Below are 16870 nucleotides of genomic sequence, written 5' to 3' on the forward strand. Positions count from 1 at the left end.
CGGATCGCCTGCATGGCGATCCGCTAACAGGGAGTTTCCCGATGAACGGCCTTATTGCTGCCGCCCACCGCCCATTTGTGGCCCTCGTTCTTGCCGCTTCCGTCGCCCTTGCCGCGCCGCTCTCCGCAACGGCTGCGGATGGCGCTCAATATAAGCTGGGTACGGCCGACAAGCTGCGTATCCGTGTTGCCGAATGGCAGCCGGCCGATGGCAGCATCCGCAACTGGGACGTCATCAACGGCGATTATTCCGTCGGCCCGTCTGGTGCGTTGTCTCTGCCTTTCATCGGGCAGCTGGATGTGGCGGGCAAGACACCCTCGGAGGTCAGCGAACAGATCGGCGCCCAGCTTCAGAGCAAGTTCGCCCTTCGCAACCTTCCTTCCGCTTCCGTCGAGATCGCCCAGTTCCGGCCGATCTTTTTGAGCGGCGATGTGCAGACGCCGGGTGAATATCCCTATGCCGCCAATCTCACCGTGCTGAAGGCGGTCAGCCTCGCCGGCGGCCTGCGCCGCTCCGACGCCGGGCAGCGTTTTGCGCGTGACTTCATCAATGCCCGCGGCGACGCCGCCGTTTACGACAACCAGCGGGCAAGGCTGCTCGCGCGTCAGGCGCGGCTGATCGCCGAGGTCAAGGGTGACACGACCATCGCCAAGACGCCCGAAATGGAAAAGATCGGCGAAATCGACGTGCTGCTGGCCAGCGAAAGCGCGCTGATGAAATCGCGCACCGAGCGTTACACCCTGCAGCTCAAGGCGCTGACCGACCTGCATGCGCTTTTGCAGAGCGAAGTCGAGTCCCTGAAGAAGAAATCAGAGACACAGAACCGCCAGCTTCAGCTTGCCAATGAGGACCGCGACCGCGTCAACCGGCTGAACGAGCAGGGGCTTGCGTTGTCGCAGCGGCGTATTTCCGCGGAAGAACGCGCGGCCGAGGTGGAATCCAACCTGCTCGATATCGATACGCAGTCGTTGCGCGCCAAGCAGGACATCAACAAGGCGACCCAGGACGAAATCAACCTGCGCAACGACTGGGTGGCGCAGCGCTCCAAGGAATTGCAGGACACCGAAGCGGAACTGGACAAGCTCAATCTGCAGCTGACCACCAGCCGCGAATTGATGTCGGAAGCGCTGGCGCAATCGGCCGAAGCGATCCGTTTCGATCCGTCGGGCAAGTCCGCGACGATCAGCTATGTCGTGGTGCGTGAGGAAAACGGCAAGCCGAAGGAAGTGAAGGTGGATGAGAACGCCATGCTTCAGCCCGGCGACGTCATCAAGGTCTCGTCTGAAATCCTGATGCAGTGAGGTTTTTATGCGGATCGCCAAATCGGCGCTGATCGATCCCGAACGCAATGAAATCTACGGAATGACGGCGGTTGCGCTGTCATTCTTCGTTTTCGCCTATTCGTCGCGTTTCGGGCAAATCTCGGTTCTGGCCTATTATGGCATGTGGCTGCCGCTGGTGGTGGTCGATTACCGGCGCGTGCTCGGCAATTATCCGCGTTACCTGTGGATTTTCGCCTTTGGCATTTTGACCGTCCTGTCCAGCTTCTGGTCGGAGGCGGCGTCAGTGACCATGCGCGCCTCCATCCAGTATATGACACATATCGTCTGCGCACTGATCGCGATGCGGGTGATCTCGATCCGGACCCTGACGCGCGGCGCGCTGATCGGCATCGCCGTCGTTCTGCTCTATTCGCTGCTGTTCGGCATCTATCTCTTCGATGCGCTTGACGGCACCTATAGTTTCGTCGGCGCTTTCTCCTCCAAGAACCAGCTCGGCTTTTATGCCTCGCTCGGCGTTATCTTTGCCGCCGCGTCGGTGCTGGTGCTCAAGCAAAGGGGCATCTGGCTGCCGATTGCCGGCGTCACCGGGCTCCTGTCGGCCTATAGCCTCCTTGCGTCCCAATCGGCCACATCCACTATTACCACGGCGGCGGTGGTCGCCCTCATCATCGGCTTCATTCCCATCGGCATGCTTTCGCCGGCGAACAGAAAGATGACGTTTTTCGTGCTCGGTGGACTCGGCGCATTGCTGGCGGTCGCTTCCCTGCAATTCGGCCTGCTTGACGCCATTCTCGGCATTTTCGGCAAGGATTCAACGCTGACCGGCCGCACCTATCTCTGGCAGCAGGGCATCGAGGCGGCAAAACAGACGCCAATCCTCGGCGTTGGTTATCAGGGGTTCTGGGTCGCGGGTTTTCCCGATGCCGAACGCCTTTGGAACGATTTCTTCATTACCGGCCGCACCGGCTTCCACTTCCATAATACCTATATCGAAACCGTGGTGGAAAACGGGTTCGTTGGCATGCTCCTGCTTGGCATGGTGCTTTACGGAACTTTGCTCGGGCATCTGCGCTCGGTGCTGATGCGCAAGAGCGACCCGCAGGGCGTCATCCTGTTTGCAATCTGCGCCCTGTTTGTCGTGCGTTCCTTCGTGGAGATCGACATCATCTTCCCCTACCAGATCGGTTCGTTCCTGCTTTATTTCGCAGCCGGGAAACTGTGCCTCCCGGCAAGGGCCGCAGAGGGTAGCGAGCCTCACCCGGCGATCGGCATGCGGTTACAGACGAGAGCCTAGAGATAATCCGCCGAGACATGCGGACTGGCGTGGATGAAACTCCACATGTCCTTGCTGACCTCGACGATGTCGGCGATCGATTTTTCCAGCTGGCCGATTTCCTTCTCGTCCATGCGCTCGACCTTGCCGTAACGCACCTGGCTGTCGTCCTCCACCAGCCGCATCAGCTGTGTGCTGGCGATTTCGCCCTTCTCGTCGAAGGAATAGATGCAGTGATTGTATTTGTTGCGCGTCTTCGCTTCCTTCTTCAGCCGCGCCATGATGGAGAGGATGGTCTTGCGATCCTTCGCATCGGTGGAGGGAAGCTTCGCCAGGCGCTCGATGAAATCCATACGCGCCCGCGTGGTGTTGAGGGTCAGGAACACGACGATGGCCGCTTCCTTCTCCACTTTCAGGAGATGGACGATCAGATAGATCATCAGGCTTTCGGTGTTGGTCCACACGTAATTCAGCCTGCCGACCAGCAGTAATACGTCCGACATCACCGCCATGCCCGCTTCTCCCACCCCAAAAGAATTATACGGGCATTATATGCCGACAGGGGCGGGATTGACAGTGTAAATCCCTGTTATTTCTTCATCTTTCCTTGAAGGCGCGGGACATGCTGTCGGAGATCGGCTTGGTCAGATATTCGAAGAAGGTACGCTCCGAGGTCTGGATCAATACGTCGGCCGGCATGCCGGGCACGGGATGGAAATTATGGACCTTGGCGATCTCTTCGTCGGGTATCTGGACGCGCACGATATAGACGTCCTTGACCTGAAGGCCGGCATTTTCCTCGATACTATCGGCCGAAACGTAAAAGACCTTGCCGTTCAGAACTGGCGTGGTGCGGCGGTTGAGCGCTGAGAGGCGGATTGCGGCGGTCAGCCCTTCATGCAGCTGGTCGATGGAGGTTCTGAGCACCTGTGCCTCGAGAATGAGGGGAACATGGGCGGGCAGGATTTCCATGATCGGCTTGCCTGTCGTGATGACGCCCCCAGGCGTGTGATAATAGGCGCGCACCACGGTGCCGTTGACGGGAGAGCGGATGATGGTGCGTTCCAGCACTTCAGCCGCGCCGCGCACCTGTTCGCGCACGCTGTCGAGATCGGATTCTGCGGTTTCCAGCGCATCGAGCGCCGCCTGCTTGTTGGCGTTGACGGCGATGATCGCTTCCTGCCTGAACTTGGCGATCTCCGCCTCGCTCTGGTTCATTTCGCCGCTCAGCCGGGCGATGTCACCCATCGCATCGGCGATGGCGCGCTCCAGCGCCAGCATGTCGGTCTTGCGGATGACGCCATCCTTGGCGAGCCTCTCCTTGGAATCGCGCTCCTGCGTCAAAAGCGCCAGTTGCCGGTCGAAGGACTGTTTTTGTCCGTCATAGCCCGCATAGCGGAACTCCAGCGACCGGATGTTCTTGTCGATCAGGTTGAGCTGCTCCTCCAGCTTGACGAGCTTGCTGTGGAACACGATGTTCTGGCTCTGGATGATGGAATTGATATCCGGGTCGCCGGCTTCCTTCATGACGATATCAGGCACCTTGAAGCTTCTTGCGCCCTGGGCCTCGGCACGCAGGCGAACCACGATGGTTTCGAGGCGAAGCCGGCGCAGCTGCAACATGCGTTCATTGGCAAGCGCCGTCGTCTTGTCCAGCGTCAGCAGAACGTCGCCTTCCTTGACCGTCTCACCTTCGCTGACCATCATTTCCTTGATGATGCCGCCTTCCAGATGCTGGACGACCTTGTTGTTGCCGGTGGCGACGAAGCTGCCCTGGGCGATGATGGCTGAGGAGAGCGGTGCGGTGCCGGCCCAAAATCCGAAACCACCGAAGGAAGCGAGCAGCACGGCAAGACCGATCGAACTATGCAGGCGGATCGAGCGCGGCACTTCGCTATACCATTCGAGCTGGCCCTGGGGTTTGACTTCGGCAATGGCGTTTTTCTTCTTGAACATGATGGTCCTCAACCCTCGATCTGTGGGGACTGGCTGGCCGGACGGCCATTGCCGGAAAGCGCCTTCAACACATCCATCCTTTCGCCGAACATGGCGACCGATCCGTCTTTCAGCACCATGATCTTGTCGACGCATTGAAGAAGCGCCGGCCGCTGGGTGATGGTGACGGTGGTGATGCCCTGTCTTTTGGCGTGCAGCAGGGCCTTGGCGAGCGCCTGTTCGCCCTGCGTATCCAGGTTCGAGTTCGGCTCGTCCAGCACCACGAATTTGGGGTCGCCGAAGAAGGCCCGGGCAAGCGCGATGCGCTGTTTCTGGCCGCCGGAAAGCGGTGCGCCGTCTGCGGCGACCACGGTCTCATAACCCTGAGGGAAACCGGCGATCAGCTCATGCACATCCGCAAGCACTGCGGCCTCGTAAATCTGCCGGTCTTCGATATCGTCGCGCATGCGGCAGATATTGGCCTTGATGGTGCCTGGAAAAAGCTGCACGTCCTGCGGCAGGTAACCGATGCTTTCACCGAACTGCCGCTGGTCCCAGTTGCGCAGATCCATGAGATCGAGGCGCACATTGCCTGAAGTGGGCAGGATGGAGCCGACCAGCATCTTGCCGAGCGTCGTCTTGCCGGAGCCGGAATTGCCGATGATGGCGAGCGATTCCCCCTTTTTCAGCGAAAAGGAGATGCCGTTCAGGATCACCTTCTTCTGTGGCGGCGGCACGAAGAGGATGCGCTCCACATCCAGACGCCCTTCCGGATTGGGCAGGCGCAGGCGCGGGAAGTTCAGCGGCGAATTGATGAGAAGCTGCTTGATGCGACCATAGGAGGCGGCAGACTTGTTGAACTGATGCCAGCCCTCGATCGCCCCTTCGATGGGCGCCAGCGCACGGCCGGAAATGATGGAGGCCGCAATCACCATGCCGCCGGTCAGTTCACCTGATAGCGACAGATGCGCGCCCCAGCCAAGCAGCGCCACCTGGGTGATCATGCGCGCCGCCTTGGAAACGCCCGAGAACATGATGTTGCGATCCTGCGCCGCGACATGAGATTTCAGGGACCCTGCGGTTTCGCGCCCCCACATCTTCACCGCTTCCGGTATCATCGCCAGCGCATTGATGATCTGCGAATTGCGCGACATGGAATCGAGGTGGAAATTGGCGCGGCTGAGATAACCGGACGCCTCGGAAAACTGTTTCGCGGTGAAGCGCTGGTTCAGCCAGGCGATAATGAACAGCACGGCGCAGCAGACCATGATGATGATGCCGAGATGCGGATGGACGAGATAGACCACCACGATAAAAAGCGGCATCAGCGGTGCGTCGAGAAAGGCGATGAGGGTGCCGGAGGTGATGAACGAACGCAATTGCTGCAAGTCCTGCAATGTCTGGTAGTCCTTGCCGCTGCCATGCAGGGAGGCGCGGGCGGCGGCCGAAAGGATCGGCGCGCCAAGCTGCACTTCAAGTTCGACGGCGGTGCGCATCAGGATGAAGCGGCGGATGGCGTCCATGAAGGCTTGCAGCAGAACTGCGCCGAGCACGGCAACCGTCAGCATGACAAGCGTATCCATCGAGCGGCTGGTCAGCACCCGGTCCGAGATCTGGAACAGATAAAGCGGGATGGCGAGCAGCAGGATGTTGATGGCGACGGTGAACAACATCACCACCACCATGTTGCGGCGCACGGCGGCGATGCCCTTGGCGAGACTTGCGGCGAAATTGATCGGCTCGCTGCGCTTATGGAAACCGCTCTGGCTTCCGCCACCACCGCCGCCTCCGCCGCCACCGCCATTGTCCGTCGGTTCCTTGCCGCCACCACCCGTTACCGGCCGGCGCTCGTTTTCACGGATCGGTCCTTCATTATTGTCGATGGTCTTGACGAAAGGCAGGTCGGTGTTGTCGATCTTGGCATGTGGTTCCGGCGGGGAGACGGGTTGCCGGTCCTTTTCCGAGGGAACGTCGCGCAGCTGTTCCGCCTGTTCCGTTTTTGCATGAGGTTCGGAAAGAGATTGCGGGGGAATGATCTGCGCTGGTGATGAAATGGTTTTTGCGGCCTGTTCCGCGCCGGATAATTGCCGCAGGTTTTCGACGGCTTCATTGATGGCTGAGATACAGGCGTCCGTCAGTTTGCTGTCTTCCGCCTCCTGATCCAGCGGCAAGTCCAGCGAGCGTCCATCGGCAATGGTTTTTCTTGAAATATGATCCATTTTTTATTGGTCCCCTCGGTGATCTCACGGTGTTTGCGGTTCGGCTGGGGCGGGACGCGGTTATTGCCCCGCCAGCCAGATCTACGCGGTCACCGCCTGCATGACGTCGGCCGAATGCGCGTTCGACCAGGACAGGTCGTGACCGGCATTGATGACGCCATTGGATTCGTTTTCGATGGTGGCGGGATCGTCGTGAAGAAAGGCGATGACCTCGTTTGCCAACTGACCCTGCTGGGGTTGCGAGGTGTCGTTTTCGATGATGCCGCCCTGAATCAGGATGGCGTCGGAATAAACGCCGCCGGCGACATAGGTGGTGGAGCCGAAGCTGTCGTAATCGACGATCTGCGCCAGATTGACCACGGCGTTGCTGCCGGTATCGATGTGGACGGTGGCGTCCTCGTTGTTTTCGAGAACCTTGGCGGCGGCCTGTGTCACGTCGTCGGAATCGCCCAGCACGCTCACCTGCTTGATGATGCTGACATCATAAAGATTGCCGGTGATATAGAGGACGTTCAGCCCCTCATAGCCGGCGAAATTGACGTCATGAGCCAGCGCATCCGGCATGTTGGGGTCGCGCGCGTTGATCGCGTTGACCGTCTGCGTCATGTAGTCAGGCATGGTTTCGAAACGGTCGTTGCCGCCAACATTGTGAATGGCGGCATCGTTCCACAGAAGGTTGTTGCCGGACTGGATGGTGGCGCCATCGGGCGCATCGGGATTGGCGCGCACCCAGTCATTGTCGTAAAGCACGGCGATCTGGCTGATCAGGTTCATATCCAGCACATTGCCGCCGACGATGATCAGGTCGTATTGCATGCCGATGCCGAGGAAATTCGCAATGTTGAGCGCAGCGTTGCCGCCTGTCAGCAGGCTGACGGTAGCGCCCGAGGTCGTTATCGTCATCGTGTCGTTGTCGCTGACGAACTGGTATTGCTCGATCCAGTGTACGAAGGAAACGTCGCCTTCCAGCACGCTGACACGCCAGGCTGTGGGGAATATTGGGGGTTCGCCCGTTTCGTGGCCATCCGCAGCGGCATTTTCCGCACCGGGATAGATGGTGCGCTCGAAGCTGGCGATGTTGAAGGCAACCGTTGCAGCCTGATCTTCCGAGTGCGTGAACACGGAGTCGATTTCGTCCCGGTCGCTATAGATATAGGCCTGGGTTATGGCGTCGATCTGATGATAATCGCCCATGACGGCGGTCACCGAAGTCATGACGCCGGTATTGACCAGAGTAGCGATGTTGGCGACGACGTTGGCGCCTGCGGCGACATCGAGGCTGTTGCCGGCCGGGCTATCCTCATGCAGTGAAACATCGCTCTTTTCCGGCTCTTCCGGCGGCTTGGCGATGCCGCGATCTGGCATGTAGTCGTCGAGCATCGGCTTTTCGCTGGCTATCGAGCCATTGATGTAAATACCGTCGATGTCGTTGCCGGCCAGAACGAAATCCTGGTCCGCACCGGTGCCAAGCGAGGTGACATCGTTTTCGCGGGCGTGGTCGATATAGTCGTGCGCGGATTTGGCGAGCGCCTGCAGCGCATCGTAACTATCGGTGCGCTGGAAAACGGAAAAAGGCGTAAAGATAGCTGCTTCATTGTAGAACTCGACGGTACGCTCTGTCACGAAGCTGGTGTCGCGCCACACATAGGGGCCATCAGTCATGTTCAGATAGTCGTCGTCCTGAAGAATATTGACCTGCGCTACATGCGCGATGACCGAGCCGGGGCCGGGGTGAACCACCAGTTCATATTCCTCCTCAAAGGAAAGGCGGCCCGGGAAGCGGAAATGTGCGGCGGAAATGTCGACCGGGATGGCATTTGCAAGCTGCTGCATGTCGTATTCGACAGCGCGGGCGAAATGCGGTCGGATATAGTCAAAATCATAATAGCCGGCGCTGTATTTGACGCCGGGGTCGTAGTCCTGCAGCGGAACGTCGTAGTTCTTGTCGAGCAGCTTTGCCGCTTCATCGTCCGGCAGGCGGTCCGGATCGGAATGGGCCGGCCCCTCGCTATAGTTGCTTCTCAGACGCGCATCCTCGATCACCGTGTCGAACAGGCCGATGAAATGCGCAATCATGTCCGAAATCTTGTCGATATGCATTGGAGGTCCCTCCCTGATCACCGCGGCAGAGCCTGGGGCTGCGCATGGCACACGTCTCAGAGGCGGTGCTTCGTTTTACGCAAACCCGGTCCTTCAACCGCGAACTGCACCGGCGGGTGCCGGTGCAGCTCTTTTCGTCAAGAGGTGGGTATCAGGAGTGATCCTCACCGACGTCGGAAACATGCGAGTTACCGCCTGTGATCGTGACGTCAACTGCGTTGGAGAGCATGTTGGCGCCCTGCACCAGTTCCAGATGGAAGCCGGAATTTGCAAGGATTGCCGATGCATCTGCAGTGCTGGTGCCTGCGGCGTCGTCGCCGGCCTTGAGGTCCCATCCCTTGCCGTCGATGCCTTCGGCGCCAAAGGCGTCACCGGCATTGGCGCTCAGGTGGTTTTCCGCACCGCCATTCTGCATCTTGATGTCGTAGGCTTCATCCTGATCCGCCAGGTGGTTGGCCTGCACCATGCTGAAGCCGGTGTCGTTGCCGTCGCCATTGAGCGAGCCGTTGAGGATGTTGTCAACGTCCAGCGTGAAGGAGAAGTCGTCACCCAGGTTGAAGGTGAGGTCTCCGCCGGCGATGCCGAGATTGCCGACATCCTTGACGCCCGTGATGTTGCCGAAGTCGTCATCCGACTTGTAGAAACTGTCAGCGGAGTTGAAGCTGTCGGAGGTCGTCGTGGTCTTGGTGGAGGTGTCGTTGTCGGAATAGTTGGACGTCTTTGTGTCCGTATCCGTAATGGTCTTCACATTGGTGTCGTTGTCGCTGTACGACTTGCTTTCATAGCTCCAGTCGTAGTCGACCTTGATATCGGTGTTGGTTTCGGTGCTCGTCTTGGTGGTCGTGTCGTTGTCGCTATAGGACTTGCTGTCATAGCTCCAGTCATAGTCGTTGTCGCGATTGTCACCGTTATTGGCGGAAACATCGACCTTGGCGTCAACATCCACATTGGTGCTGTTGTCGCTGTTGTCGTTGTTACGGTTTTCACCGTTTGCGGTGCCGACGTTGCTGTCTTCCACCTTGGCGTCGTTGGTCGCCGTGTTGGCAAAACCATCGGAAAGCGCGCCGATCTTGGTGATATCGTCGCCGGACTTTGGATTATAACCCATTTCGATTTCCTCCGAAAAGCTCGGAGCAGCTTTCGAAATCCCTCTCATCTCAAACGGGATTTTTTCGCGCTTGCTCCTGATAGCATTGAGATTGATGTTTGCAGATGCACTCGGTACGCATCATCTGCGGTTCGGTATTGACCCGTGACCGGGCTCTTTTCGTTCAGCCGCTGTGCGCTACTCGGTAAAACGGCGCACAAATCCGTTCCTCGCTCCGATGGGGAGCGCGGTGGCTTCGTCTTTTTCGCTTTGCATATTTCTTGAAAAGGGACCGGCGTTTTCAAACACACGTCAAGGCCGGAGATGTCTTTCCATCGGCCGCCGTTCAGCGACGGTCAGACTGTGCCGCAGAAAAATTGCGCTTCCTAGATATCAATTCGGGCTAAACACATCGGCGCTCATCCCGAATATATATGTCACGAGTGGTGGTCCGGCGGTCCGTTTGCCGGTTTGGCCATAGAAAAATGCCGCGGCGCCGGGAGAAACGCGGGTTTTCGAAAAACATGGTTTATTTCGGTGGGAAAAGGCCATTATCCCAAAAAGGAACAGCCTCGGGCGTCCTTCGCCGGCGAGCTATGTAAAGGGATATCAACTAAAAGTTATATTTTCCCGGATTGCAAAACCACAGCGAAAGCTTTTCCGATGTGTTTGTTTTTGCAGCGGTTGCCGGATGAATGATTCTATCTCTGGGTAACCTATTTTGTATGTCAATTGTAAAAAATAACCCGTTTGGGCCATTTATTTACACAGCTTTTCGTATTAGCGTGTCTTAATTAACGGGTGATTAATAATAGTTGACATGGCCTGAGGCGGGGAAGCGCCCCTAAAGATCCAGGGGGAAAGATACCCGGCGGACAACAGACTGCACAACCAAAAGAACGTAATGCGTAAGCGCTTTAGGGAGGCGTCAATGTTCATGGGAACTTCAGATTATGCGGCAAAACAAAAAAACGCCGTTGCTCCTATAAATGGAACTTTATTGGTCATCGCGGATCCGGACCTGTTTTCCGAGTGCCTCATGGAGGCGCTGGGCAAAAAGTTCCCCACATTCGCGGTGGTGAGCATAACCTCGTCAGGTCAGATTGAGGACGATTACGGCAACAACGTGCGGTTGGTTTTGCCTTACCGGATGTCGGGTGAGCGTCTTCATGCCGTTCTTTCGGAGGTTCGGGAAAAGCATCCCGACGCGCCGATCGCGCTCGTCGTCGAAACCATCGACAAATTCGAGGAGCCGCTGAAAAGGCTGGTGGGAATGCGCGTCATTGATGGTGTGCTGCCGCTCAATCTCAGACTTGATGTCTTCATGGCGGCCGTCGATCTGCTTATGAAGGGCGGGGAACATTTTCCCGCAGCTCTTCTCGGCAAGCTCACGCCCTATTCGCCTTCCATCAACGGCAAGAGCGTTCAAAGCAATGCCGTGATCGCCAACCGCGCCGATGCCCTTGCTGCGAGCAGGGGTGACGTGGCCGCGCTGACGACGCGCGAGGTGCAGATCCTCGACCTGCTTTGCAAGGGAACGCAAAACAAGATCATCGCTGATCGGCTGCATCTGTCCGAGAACACCGTCAAGGTTCACGTTCGCAATATCTATAAGAAAATGAACGTGCGCAACCGCACGGAGGCGGCGTCGCGCTTCTTCAACAAGGACGAAGACACGACCTTCTCCGGCGGCTGGAAGAACTGAGCGTCGGGGCGGCTAGAGCCGTCCGGACGCCAGTTCCCTCCGGTATCTCTCCAGGAGGCTCAGGGCCTCAGGAAGCAGCGGGATTTCTGCCCGAATCCGCTCGGCGAGCAGATATAGGGAGAAGAACCCGAATAGGACTGCCGCGATGCCGCGGGTGTGCCCGAGGCATCGGCAACAAGCGTAACGGCTGCGTTGCCGGTTTTTTGATAACCGTAGGACGCCTTCGCCGGAGCAACCCGGCTGTTGATCGTGGCGGTATTGGCCGACGCGGTCTTGATGAGAACGGCGTCTTCGACCACGGAGCATGAGGCCGTCGCGAAAGTGAAAGTTACAAGTGCTGCGGCAACAAGCGCAAAACGACAATGGCGGGCTGCTTTGCCGCCATGGGAATAAGGCATTTCATTCATCATGTGTGTCCCCTGAAATCGACTGTCTGTCGCATCTCGCCGGGCGGTTTTGTTCCCGGTGGACCGAGCCTTACAAAACCAGGATAGCCCCGACTGGTTGAGCGAAGCTTGCGCTAATGCTCAATAAGAAAGGCATAATGGAGGCATAGTTAAAAAGTATTAAATCAAGAGGCTATTTTGAGTAATTTTGGGTAATCAATTGTAATATTTCGCTAAAATGAAGTTGACCTGTTTTCTGCCGCGCCTATCATGAAAGTTGAAATTTATCGAATCGAAATATTAAAACCTCCAGAAGAAGTAAAAACCGGAGGATGATATTCAAGATATCGTACAATCGGGAGTTTGATCCAGTTTAGTTGAATCAGCTACGCTGATTCCTCATGGGGAGGAGTGTGTAATGCGTAATTTCGTTCCCAACGAACATGACAATGGCGTCACCATCTACTCCGAGTGGAGGCCTGGCCAACGTGTTCTCGTCAATGGCGGCGCCGGTTTTCTCGGTTCCCATCTTTGCGAACGCCTGCTGAGCTGCGGTCACGAGGTGATCTGTCTCGACGATCTTTCGACCGGGCGCACTGCGAATGTGGCGCATTTGCGGGACAATAAGCGGTTTTTGCTGGTCGAGCACGATGTGCGCAAACCCTATGACATCGATGTCTCGCTGATTTTCAACTTCGCCTCACCGGCGTCACCGCCCGACTATCAGCGCGATCCCGTCGGCACGCTGCTCACCAATGTGCTTGGCGCCGTCAACGTGCTGGAGGTGGCGCGCAGATGCGGTGCAACCGTAGTGCAGTCGTCGACCTCGGAAGTCTACGGCGATCCGCACGTCAATCCGCAGCCGGAAACCTATTTCGGCAATGTAAATACAATCGGGCCGCGAGCTTGTTACGATGAGGGGAAACGTAGCGCCGAAACGCTGTTTTTCGATTATCACCGTAGTTTCGGTGTCGATATCAAGGTGGGACGCATCTTCAACACCTATGGGCCGCGTATGCGCCCGGATGACGGACGTGTGGTTTCGAACTTCATCGTCCAGGCGCTGAAGGGCGCTGACATCACCATTTACGGCGATGGCAGCCAGACCCGTTCCTTCTGCTATGTCGATGACCTGATCGACGGTTTCCTGCGCTTCTCGGCCAAGCCGAAGGATTGCACCGGGCCGATCAATCTCGGCAACCCGAGCGAAATTCCGGTGCGGCACCTCGCCGATATCGTCATCCGCATGACGGGTTCCCGTTCGCGCATCGTGCATCTGCCCGCTGCGATCGACGATCCGCAGCAGCGTCGCCCCGATATTTCGCGGGCAAACGAACTGTTGAGATGGCAGCCGCGCGTGCCGCTCGAAATCGGCCTGGAAAAAACCATCGTCTATTTCGATGCACTGCTCGCCGGCAAGACTGTAGCGGAGGCCGTATGAGATGCCCCGCACAATCCTCGTCACGGGCGGGGCCGGATTCATAGGCAGCCATATCTGTAAGGCGCTGGCCCAATCCGGCTTCAAGCCCATCGCTTACGATAATCTCTCGACGGGTCACGCGGATTCTGTCCGCTGGGGTCCCTTCATCGAGGGGGATATTCTGGATCGTGGTCTCCTGAAGGCCACGCTCAGGGAATTCTCGCCGGCCTTCGTCATTCATTGCGCCGCCAATGCCTATGTCGGCGAATCCGTCGAAGATCCGCGCAAATATTACCGCAACAATGTCGGCGGTAGCCTGGCGCTCCTGGATGCCTGTCTCGACCAGAATATCGGCGGGCTGGTGTTTTCCTCCAGCTGCGCCACCTATGGCGTTCCGCCGCAATTGCCGATCCGCGAGGAAACGGCACAGATGCCGGTCAACCCTTACGGGCGAACCAAGCTGATCTTCGAAATGGCGCTCGATGATTATGCCGCGGCCTATGGTCTGCGGTTCGTTGCCCTGCGTTACTTCAATGCCGCCGGAGCCGATCCGGACGGTGAGCTTTACGAACGGCATGAGCCTGAAACCCACCTGATCCCGCGGGCGCTGATGGCGGCTGCCGCACGGCTGCCGCAACTGGATATCTTCGGGGCGGATTACGACACCAGCGACGGCACCTGCATTCGCGATTACATCCATGTCAGCGACCTGGCCGATGCCCATGTCGCCGCCGTCAAATATCTTGCCGAAGGTGGAGAGACGCTGCGCGTCAATCTCGGCTCCGGTCACGGCACATCCGTCGGTGACATCATTCGGGCGATCCACCGCGTGACGGGGCAGGAAGTGCCGGTTCATTTCGGTGCAAGGCGTGCCGGCGATCCGCCAGCACTGTTTGCGGACATAAAGCGCGCGGAAGAGATGCTCGGCTTTATCCCGAAGCGTTCGGATATCGATACCATCATCCGGACGGCCGGTCCCGGTTTCGGACTGGAGGTGCGCTCATGAAAGCCCGTTCCACCCCTTCCGTTCCCTCGGCCCGCGCCGTCGCAGTCACCAGCGATCTGCGGATGCTGCCGGTCTTTGCCGGTTGGAACCGCATGGCCTATCTTCTCGGCATCGGCGGATGGATGGTGACGCTCGCCTATTTCTGGATTTGGTGGCTTGATCGCGATCGCGTCATCGACTGGCCCTATTATACTGTCGTCACGATGACGCTTGCGTGGATTACGCTTCTGCCGTCCTATTTCATCTTCATCTTTCTCAATGCAAGGGTCGTCGACCGGCGCTCCCCTCTGCCGCGGGGTAAGGTGGCGATGGTCGTCACCAAGGCGCCGTCGGAACCCTTCGCTGTGGTGCGCAAGACGCTGCTCGCGATGCTGGAGCAGAAGGGCCTGGAGTTTGACGTCTGGCTTGCCGACGAGGCTCCGGATGCGGAAACGCTGAAATGGTGTGGCGCGCACGGCGTTTTCGTTTCCACCCGACAGGGTGTCGCCGAGTATCATCGCAAGAGCTGGCCTCGGCGCACGCGCTGCAAGGAAGGCAATCTCGCCTATTTCTACGACCATTACGGGTATCGGCGTTATGATTTCGTCGCACAGTTCGATGCGGATCATGTGCCGGAACCGGATTATCTGAGCGAGATCATCCGTCCCTTTGCCGATCCGAAGGTGGGATATGTTTCGGCCCCAAGCATTTGCGACGCCAATGCCGGTGAAAGCTGGGCGGCGCGCGGCAGGCTATATGCCGAGGCGAGCCTGCATGGCGCGCTGCAGCTGGGTTACAATAATGGCTGGGCGCCGCTCTGCATCGGCTCGCACTACGCCGTGCGCACGAAGGCGCTGCGTGAAGTGGGCGGCCTTGGGCCGGAGCTTGCCGAGGATCATTCCACCACGCTTCTGATGAACGCCGGCGGCTGGCGCGGTGTTCACGCCGTCAACGCCATCGCCCATGGCGACGGACCGGTGACCTTTGCCGATCTCATCGTGCAGGAATTCCAGTGGTCGCGCAGCCTGATGACCATTCTGCTGCAATATTCGCGGCATTATGTCCCGAAGCTGTCGCCGCGGCTGAAGTTTCAGTTCCTGTTTTCGCAGCTCTGGTATCCGCTGTTTTCCGGCTTTATGGCGCTGATGTTCGTGCTTCCCGCCGTCGCGCTGATGCGCGGAGATGTGCTGGTCAATGCATCCTATCCGGCGTTCCTGGCGCACTTCCTGCCGGTTTCGCTGATCATGATCGTCTTTGCGTTTTTCTGGCGTGCCACGGGCGCATTCCGTCCGCATGATGCGAAGCTCTTCAGCTGGGAAGCCATGGTGTTTCTTTTCCTGCGCTGGCCCTGGTCGCTGATGGGCGTGCTGGCGGCAATACGCGACACGATCCGTGGCGATTTCGTCGATTTCCGCATCACGCCCAAGGGCACGCAGGCAAAACCGCCGCTGCCGCTGAGGATAGTCGCGCCTTACATTCTTCTGGCGGCGCTCAGCCTTGTGGCCATGGTTCTGGCGCCGCGTGAAAACGGGGCGGAGGGCTTCTTCGTCTTCGCCGCCCTCAATGTGGCGATCTATGCGGGCCTTTCGGTGTTTCTGCTCATCCGCCATGCTATGGAAAACGGGGTGCCGAGGCTGCCGGCATTGCGCGGTGGAGCGACCGCCGCCGCCTGTTCGCTGCTGCTGGTGGCGGGGAGCGCCGCAGAACTCAGTTCCCATGCGATCGGCGGGCTGGAGGCCCTGTCGCACGGGCAACCCTATGTCAGTTTTACCGAAACGCGGTTCACGGTCGCCGGCGCTGGCGTGGAAGGTGCCAGATCGGTACGTCTGAAACTGCGCATCGCCGTGCCGGGACTGCGTGGACCGCAGGAAATGCAGGCGGAACCCATCGTGCCGCCGCCGCCGGCGGTGGCAACCGGAGAGATTATGCTGGCCGACAATAGGGTCGGACAATGAAGGAGGAGGCTGTGATGAAAACAACAATAAGCAAATGCGGATTCTCCGCTTTCGTACTCTGTCTTGCGGTGGTCGCGCCAAGCGCCGTCCACGCTGCAGGCGGCACGAAGACGCCGAAACCGCTCAGAACCAGCGAAGTCGTGGACATGTACTTCGACAAGACCTGGAAATGGGAAACGGGCGGCGGACGCTTCATCGCCCAAGACCGCAAATTCGTCGCTGCAACGGAAGAAAAGGGCAAGAAGTCCATCGGTGAAGGCCGCTGGACCGTCGATGCCAACGGCACCCTGTGCATGCGCGCCACCTGGAAAAGTGCGGCAGGAAACGGCAAGGCCGATACCTGCTTCGACCATGGCCGCATTGGCAAGGTGCTCTACCAGCGCAAACAGGGCGGGCCATGGTACGTGTTCCGGCACAACCCGCCACGCCCTGGCGATGAGTTCCTCAAACTCGTCCGCAAGGACGATGTCACGCCGCAGATCGCCGCTTACGACAAGGCGATGACGGCAACAAGGTAGGGAG

At 58.4% G+C, this 16870-nt stretch carries 13 protein-coding genes; 7 read left to right on the forward strand and 6 right to left on the reverse strand.

Going from position 1 to position 16870, the window contains the following annotated elements:
• The first annotated feature begins 41 nt into the window (after positions 1-41).
• Positions 42-1301: a polysaccharide biosynthesis/export family protein gene (locus CFB10_RS06085; protein ID WP_020011878.1), complete on the forward strand. Its 1260-nt coding sequence runs from the start codon at positions 42-44 to the stop codon at positions 1299-1301.
• A 7-nt stretch (positions 1302-1308) separates the two neighbouring features.
• A complete protein-coding gene (locus CFB10_RS06090) occupies positions 1309-2577 on the forward strand; it encodes an O-antigen ligase (RefSeq protein ID WP_020011877.1) in 1269 nt (422 codons plus the stop codon).
• On the opposite strand, the gene CFB10_RS06095 is transcribed toward CFB10_RS06090, so the two are convergent.
• From CFB10_RS06095 to CFB10_RS06115, 5 genes are all read right to left on the reverse strand, one after another.
• Positions 2574-3068, reverse strand: a complete 495-nt coding sequence (locus CFB10_RS06095; protein WP_020011876.1) for a hypothetical protein — start codon at positions 3066-3068, stop codon at positions 2574-2576. The two genes, CFB10_RS06090 and CFB10_RS06095, sit on opposite strands and share 4 nt — an antisense overlap.
• Positions 3069-3153: 85 nt before the next feature.
• On the reverse strand, positions 3154-4512 hold the full coding sequence (locus tag CFB10_RS06100; RefSeq protein ID WP_020011875.1) for an HlyD family type I secretion periplasmic adaptor subunit: 1359 nt from the start codon (positions 4510-4512) through the stop codon (positions 3154-3156).
• Between the two features lie 8 nt (positions 4513-4520).
• Positions 4521-6710, reverse strand: a complete 2190-nt coding sequence (locus CFB10_RS06105) for a type I secretion system permease/ATPase (protein ID WP_020011874.1) — start codon at positions 6708-6710, stop codon at positions 4521-4523.
• Positions 6711-6791: 81 nt separating this feature from the next.
• Positions 6792-8810, reverse strand: coding sequence for a hypothetical protein (locus CFB10_RS06110; protein WP_020011873.1), 2019 nt, complete (start codon positions 8808-8810; stop codon positions 6792-6794).
• Positions 8811-8961: 151 nt separating this feature from the next.
• The gene (locus tag CFB10_RS06115; protein WP_020011872.1) at positions 8962-9918 is read right to left on the reverse strand and encodes a hypothetical protein; all 957 of its coding nucleotides are present in this window, start codon (positions 9916-9918) and stop codon (positions 8962-8964) included.
• Between the two features lie 910 nt (positions 9919-10828).
• Here CFB10_RS06115 and CFB10_RS06120 point away from each other — a divergent pair.
• Positions 10829-11602: a helix-turn-helix transcriptional regulator gene (locus tag CFB10_RS06120; protein WP_026363968.1), complete on the forward strand. Its 774-nt coding sequence runs from the start codon at positions 10829-10831 to the stop codon at positions 11600-11602.
• A 59-nt stretch (positions 11603-11661) separates the two neighbouring features.
• Here CFB10_RS06120 and CFB10_RS06125 read toward each other — a convergent pair whose 3' ends face one another.
• Positions 11662-12012: a hypothetical protein gene (locus CFB10_RS06125; RefSeq protein WP_020011870.1), complete on the reverse strand. Its 351-nt coding sequence runs from the start codon at positions 12010-12012 to the stop codon at positions 11662-11664.
• Positions 12013-12406: 394 nt separating this feature from the next.
• On the opposite strand from CFB10_RS06125, the gene CFB10_RS06130 reads away from it, so the two are divergent.
• From CFB10_RS06130 to CFB10_RS06145, 4 genes are read left to right on the forward strand one after another with little or no spacing between them, the layout of a single operon-like run.
• The gene (locus CFB10_RS06130; protein WP_020011869.1) at positions 12407-13429 is read left to right on the forward strand and encodes a UDP-glucuronic acid decarboxylase family protein; all 1023 of its coding nucleotides are present in this window, start codon (positions 12407-12409) and stop codon (positions 13427-13429) included.
• A 1-nt stretch (position 13430) separates the two neighbouring features.
• Positions 13431-14414, forward strand: a complete 984-nt coding sequence (gene galE / locus CFB10_RS06135) for a UDP-glucose 4-epimerase GalE (protein WP_020011868.1) — start codon at positions 13431-13433, stop codon at positions 14412-14414.
• Positions 14411-16348 (forward strand): glycosyltransferase family 2 protein, encoded by a 1938-nt coding sequence (locus CFB10_RS06140; RefSeq protein ID WP_020011867.1) that lies wholly within the window; start codon positions 14411-14413, stop codon positions 16346-16348. The genes galE and CFB10_RS06140 overlap by 4 nt, the downstream gene beginning before the upstream one ends.
• Positions 16349-16362: 14 nt before the next feature.
• On the forward strand, positions 16363-16866 hold the full coding sequence (locus tag CFB10_RS06145; protein WP_026363967.1) for a DUF995 domain-containing protein: 504 nt from the start codon (positions 16363-16365) through the stop codon (positions 16864-16866).
• The last annotated feature ends 4 nt before the right edge of the window (positions 16867-16870 follow it).

It is taken from the genome of Agrobacterium sp. 719_389, from assembly GCF_900188475.1.
Taxonomy (GTDB): domain Bacteria; phylum Pseudomonadota; class Alphaproteobacteria; order Rhizobiales; family Rhizobiaceae; genus Agrobacterium; species Agrobacterium radiobacter.

Bases quoted from the DNA above. Each gene is read 5' to 3' on its own strand.
- CFB10_RS06140 (WP_020011867.1), top strand. From the start codon at position 14,411: ATGAAAGCCCGTTCCACCCCTTCCGTTCCCTCGGCCCGCGCCGTCGCA.
- CFB10_RS06090 (WP_020011877.1), top strand. From the start codon at position 1,309: ATGCGGATCGCCAAATCGGCGCTGATCGATCCCGAACGCAATGAAATC.
- CFB10_RS06110 (WP_020011873.1), bottom strand. From the start codon at position 8,810: ATGCATATCGACAAGATTTCGGACATGATTGCGCATTTCATCGGCCTG.
- CFB10_RS06125 (WP_020011870.1), bottom strand. From the start codon at position 12,012: ATGATGAATGAAATGCCTTATTCCCATGGCGGCAAAGCAGCCCGCCAT.
- CFB10_RS06085 (WP_020011878.1), top strand. From the start codon at position 42: ATGAACGGCCTTATTGCTGCCGCCCACCGCCCATTTGTGGCCCTCGTT.
- CFB10_RS06115 (WP_020011872.1), bottom strand. From the start codon at position 9,918: ATGGGTTATAATCCAAAGTCCGGCGACGATATCACCAAGATCGGCGCG.
- CFB10_RS06100 (WP_020011875.1), bottom strand. From the start codon at position 4,512: ATGTTCAAGAAGAAAAACGCCATTGCCGAAGTCAAACCCCAGGGCCAG.
- CFB10_RS06120 (WP_026363968.1), top strand. From the start codon at position 10,829: ATGTTCATGGGAACTTCAGATTATGCGGCAAAACAAAAAAACGCCGTT.
- CFB10_RS06095 (WP_020011876.1), bottom strand. From the start codon at position 3,068: ATGGCGGTGATGTCGGACGTATTACTGCTGGTCGGCAGGCTGAATTAC.
- galE (WP_020011868.1), top strand. From the start codon at position 13,431: ATGCCCCGCACAATCCTCGTCACGGGCGGGGCCGGATTCATAGGCAGC.
- CFB10_RS06145 (WP_026363967.1), top strand. From the start codon at position 16,363: ATGAAAACAACAATAAGCAAATGCGGATTCTCCGCTTTCGTACTCTGT.
- CFB10_RS06130 (WP_020011869.1), top strand. From the start codon at position 12,407: ATGCGTAATTTCGTTCCCAACGAACATGACAATGGCGTCACCATCTAC.
- CFB10_RS06105 (WP_020011874.1), bottom strand. From the start codon at position 6,710: ATGGATCATATTTCAAGAAAAACCATTGCCGATGGACGCTCGCTGGAC.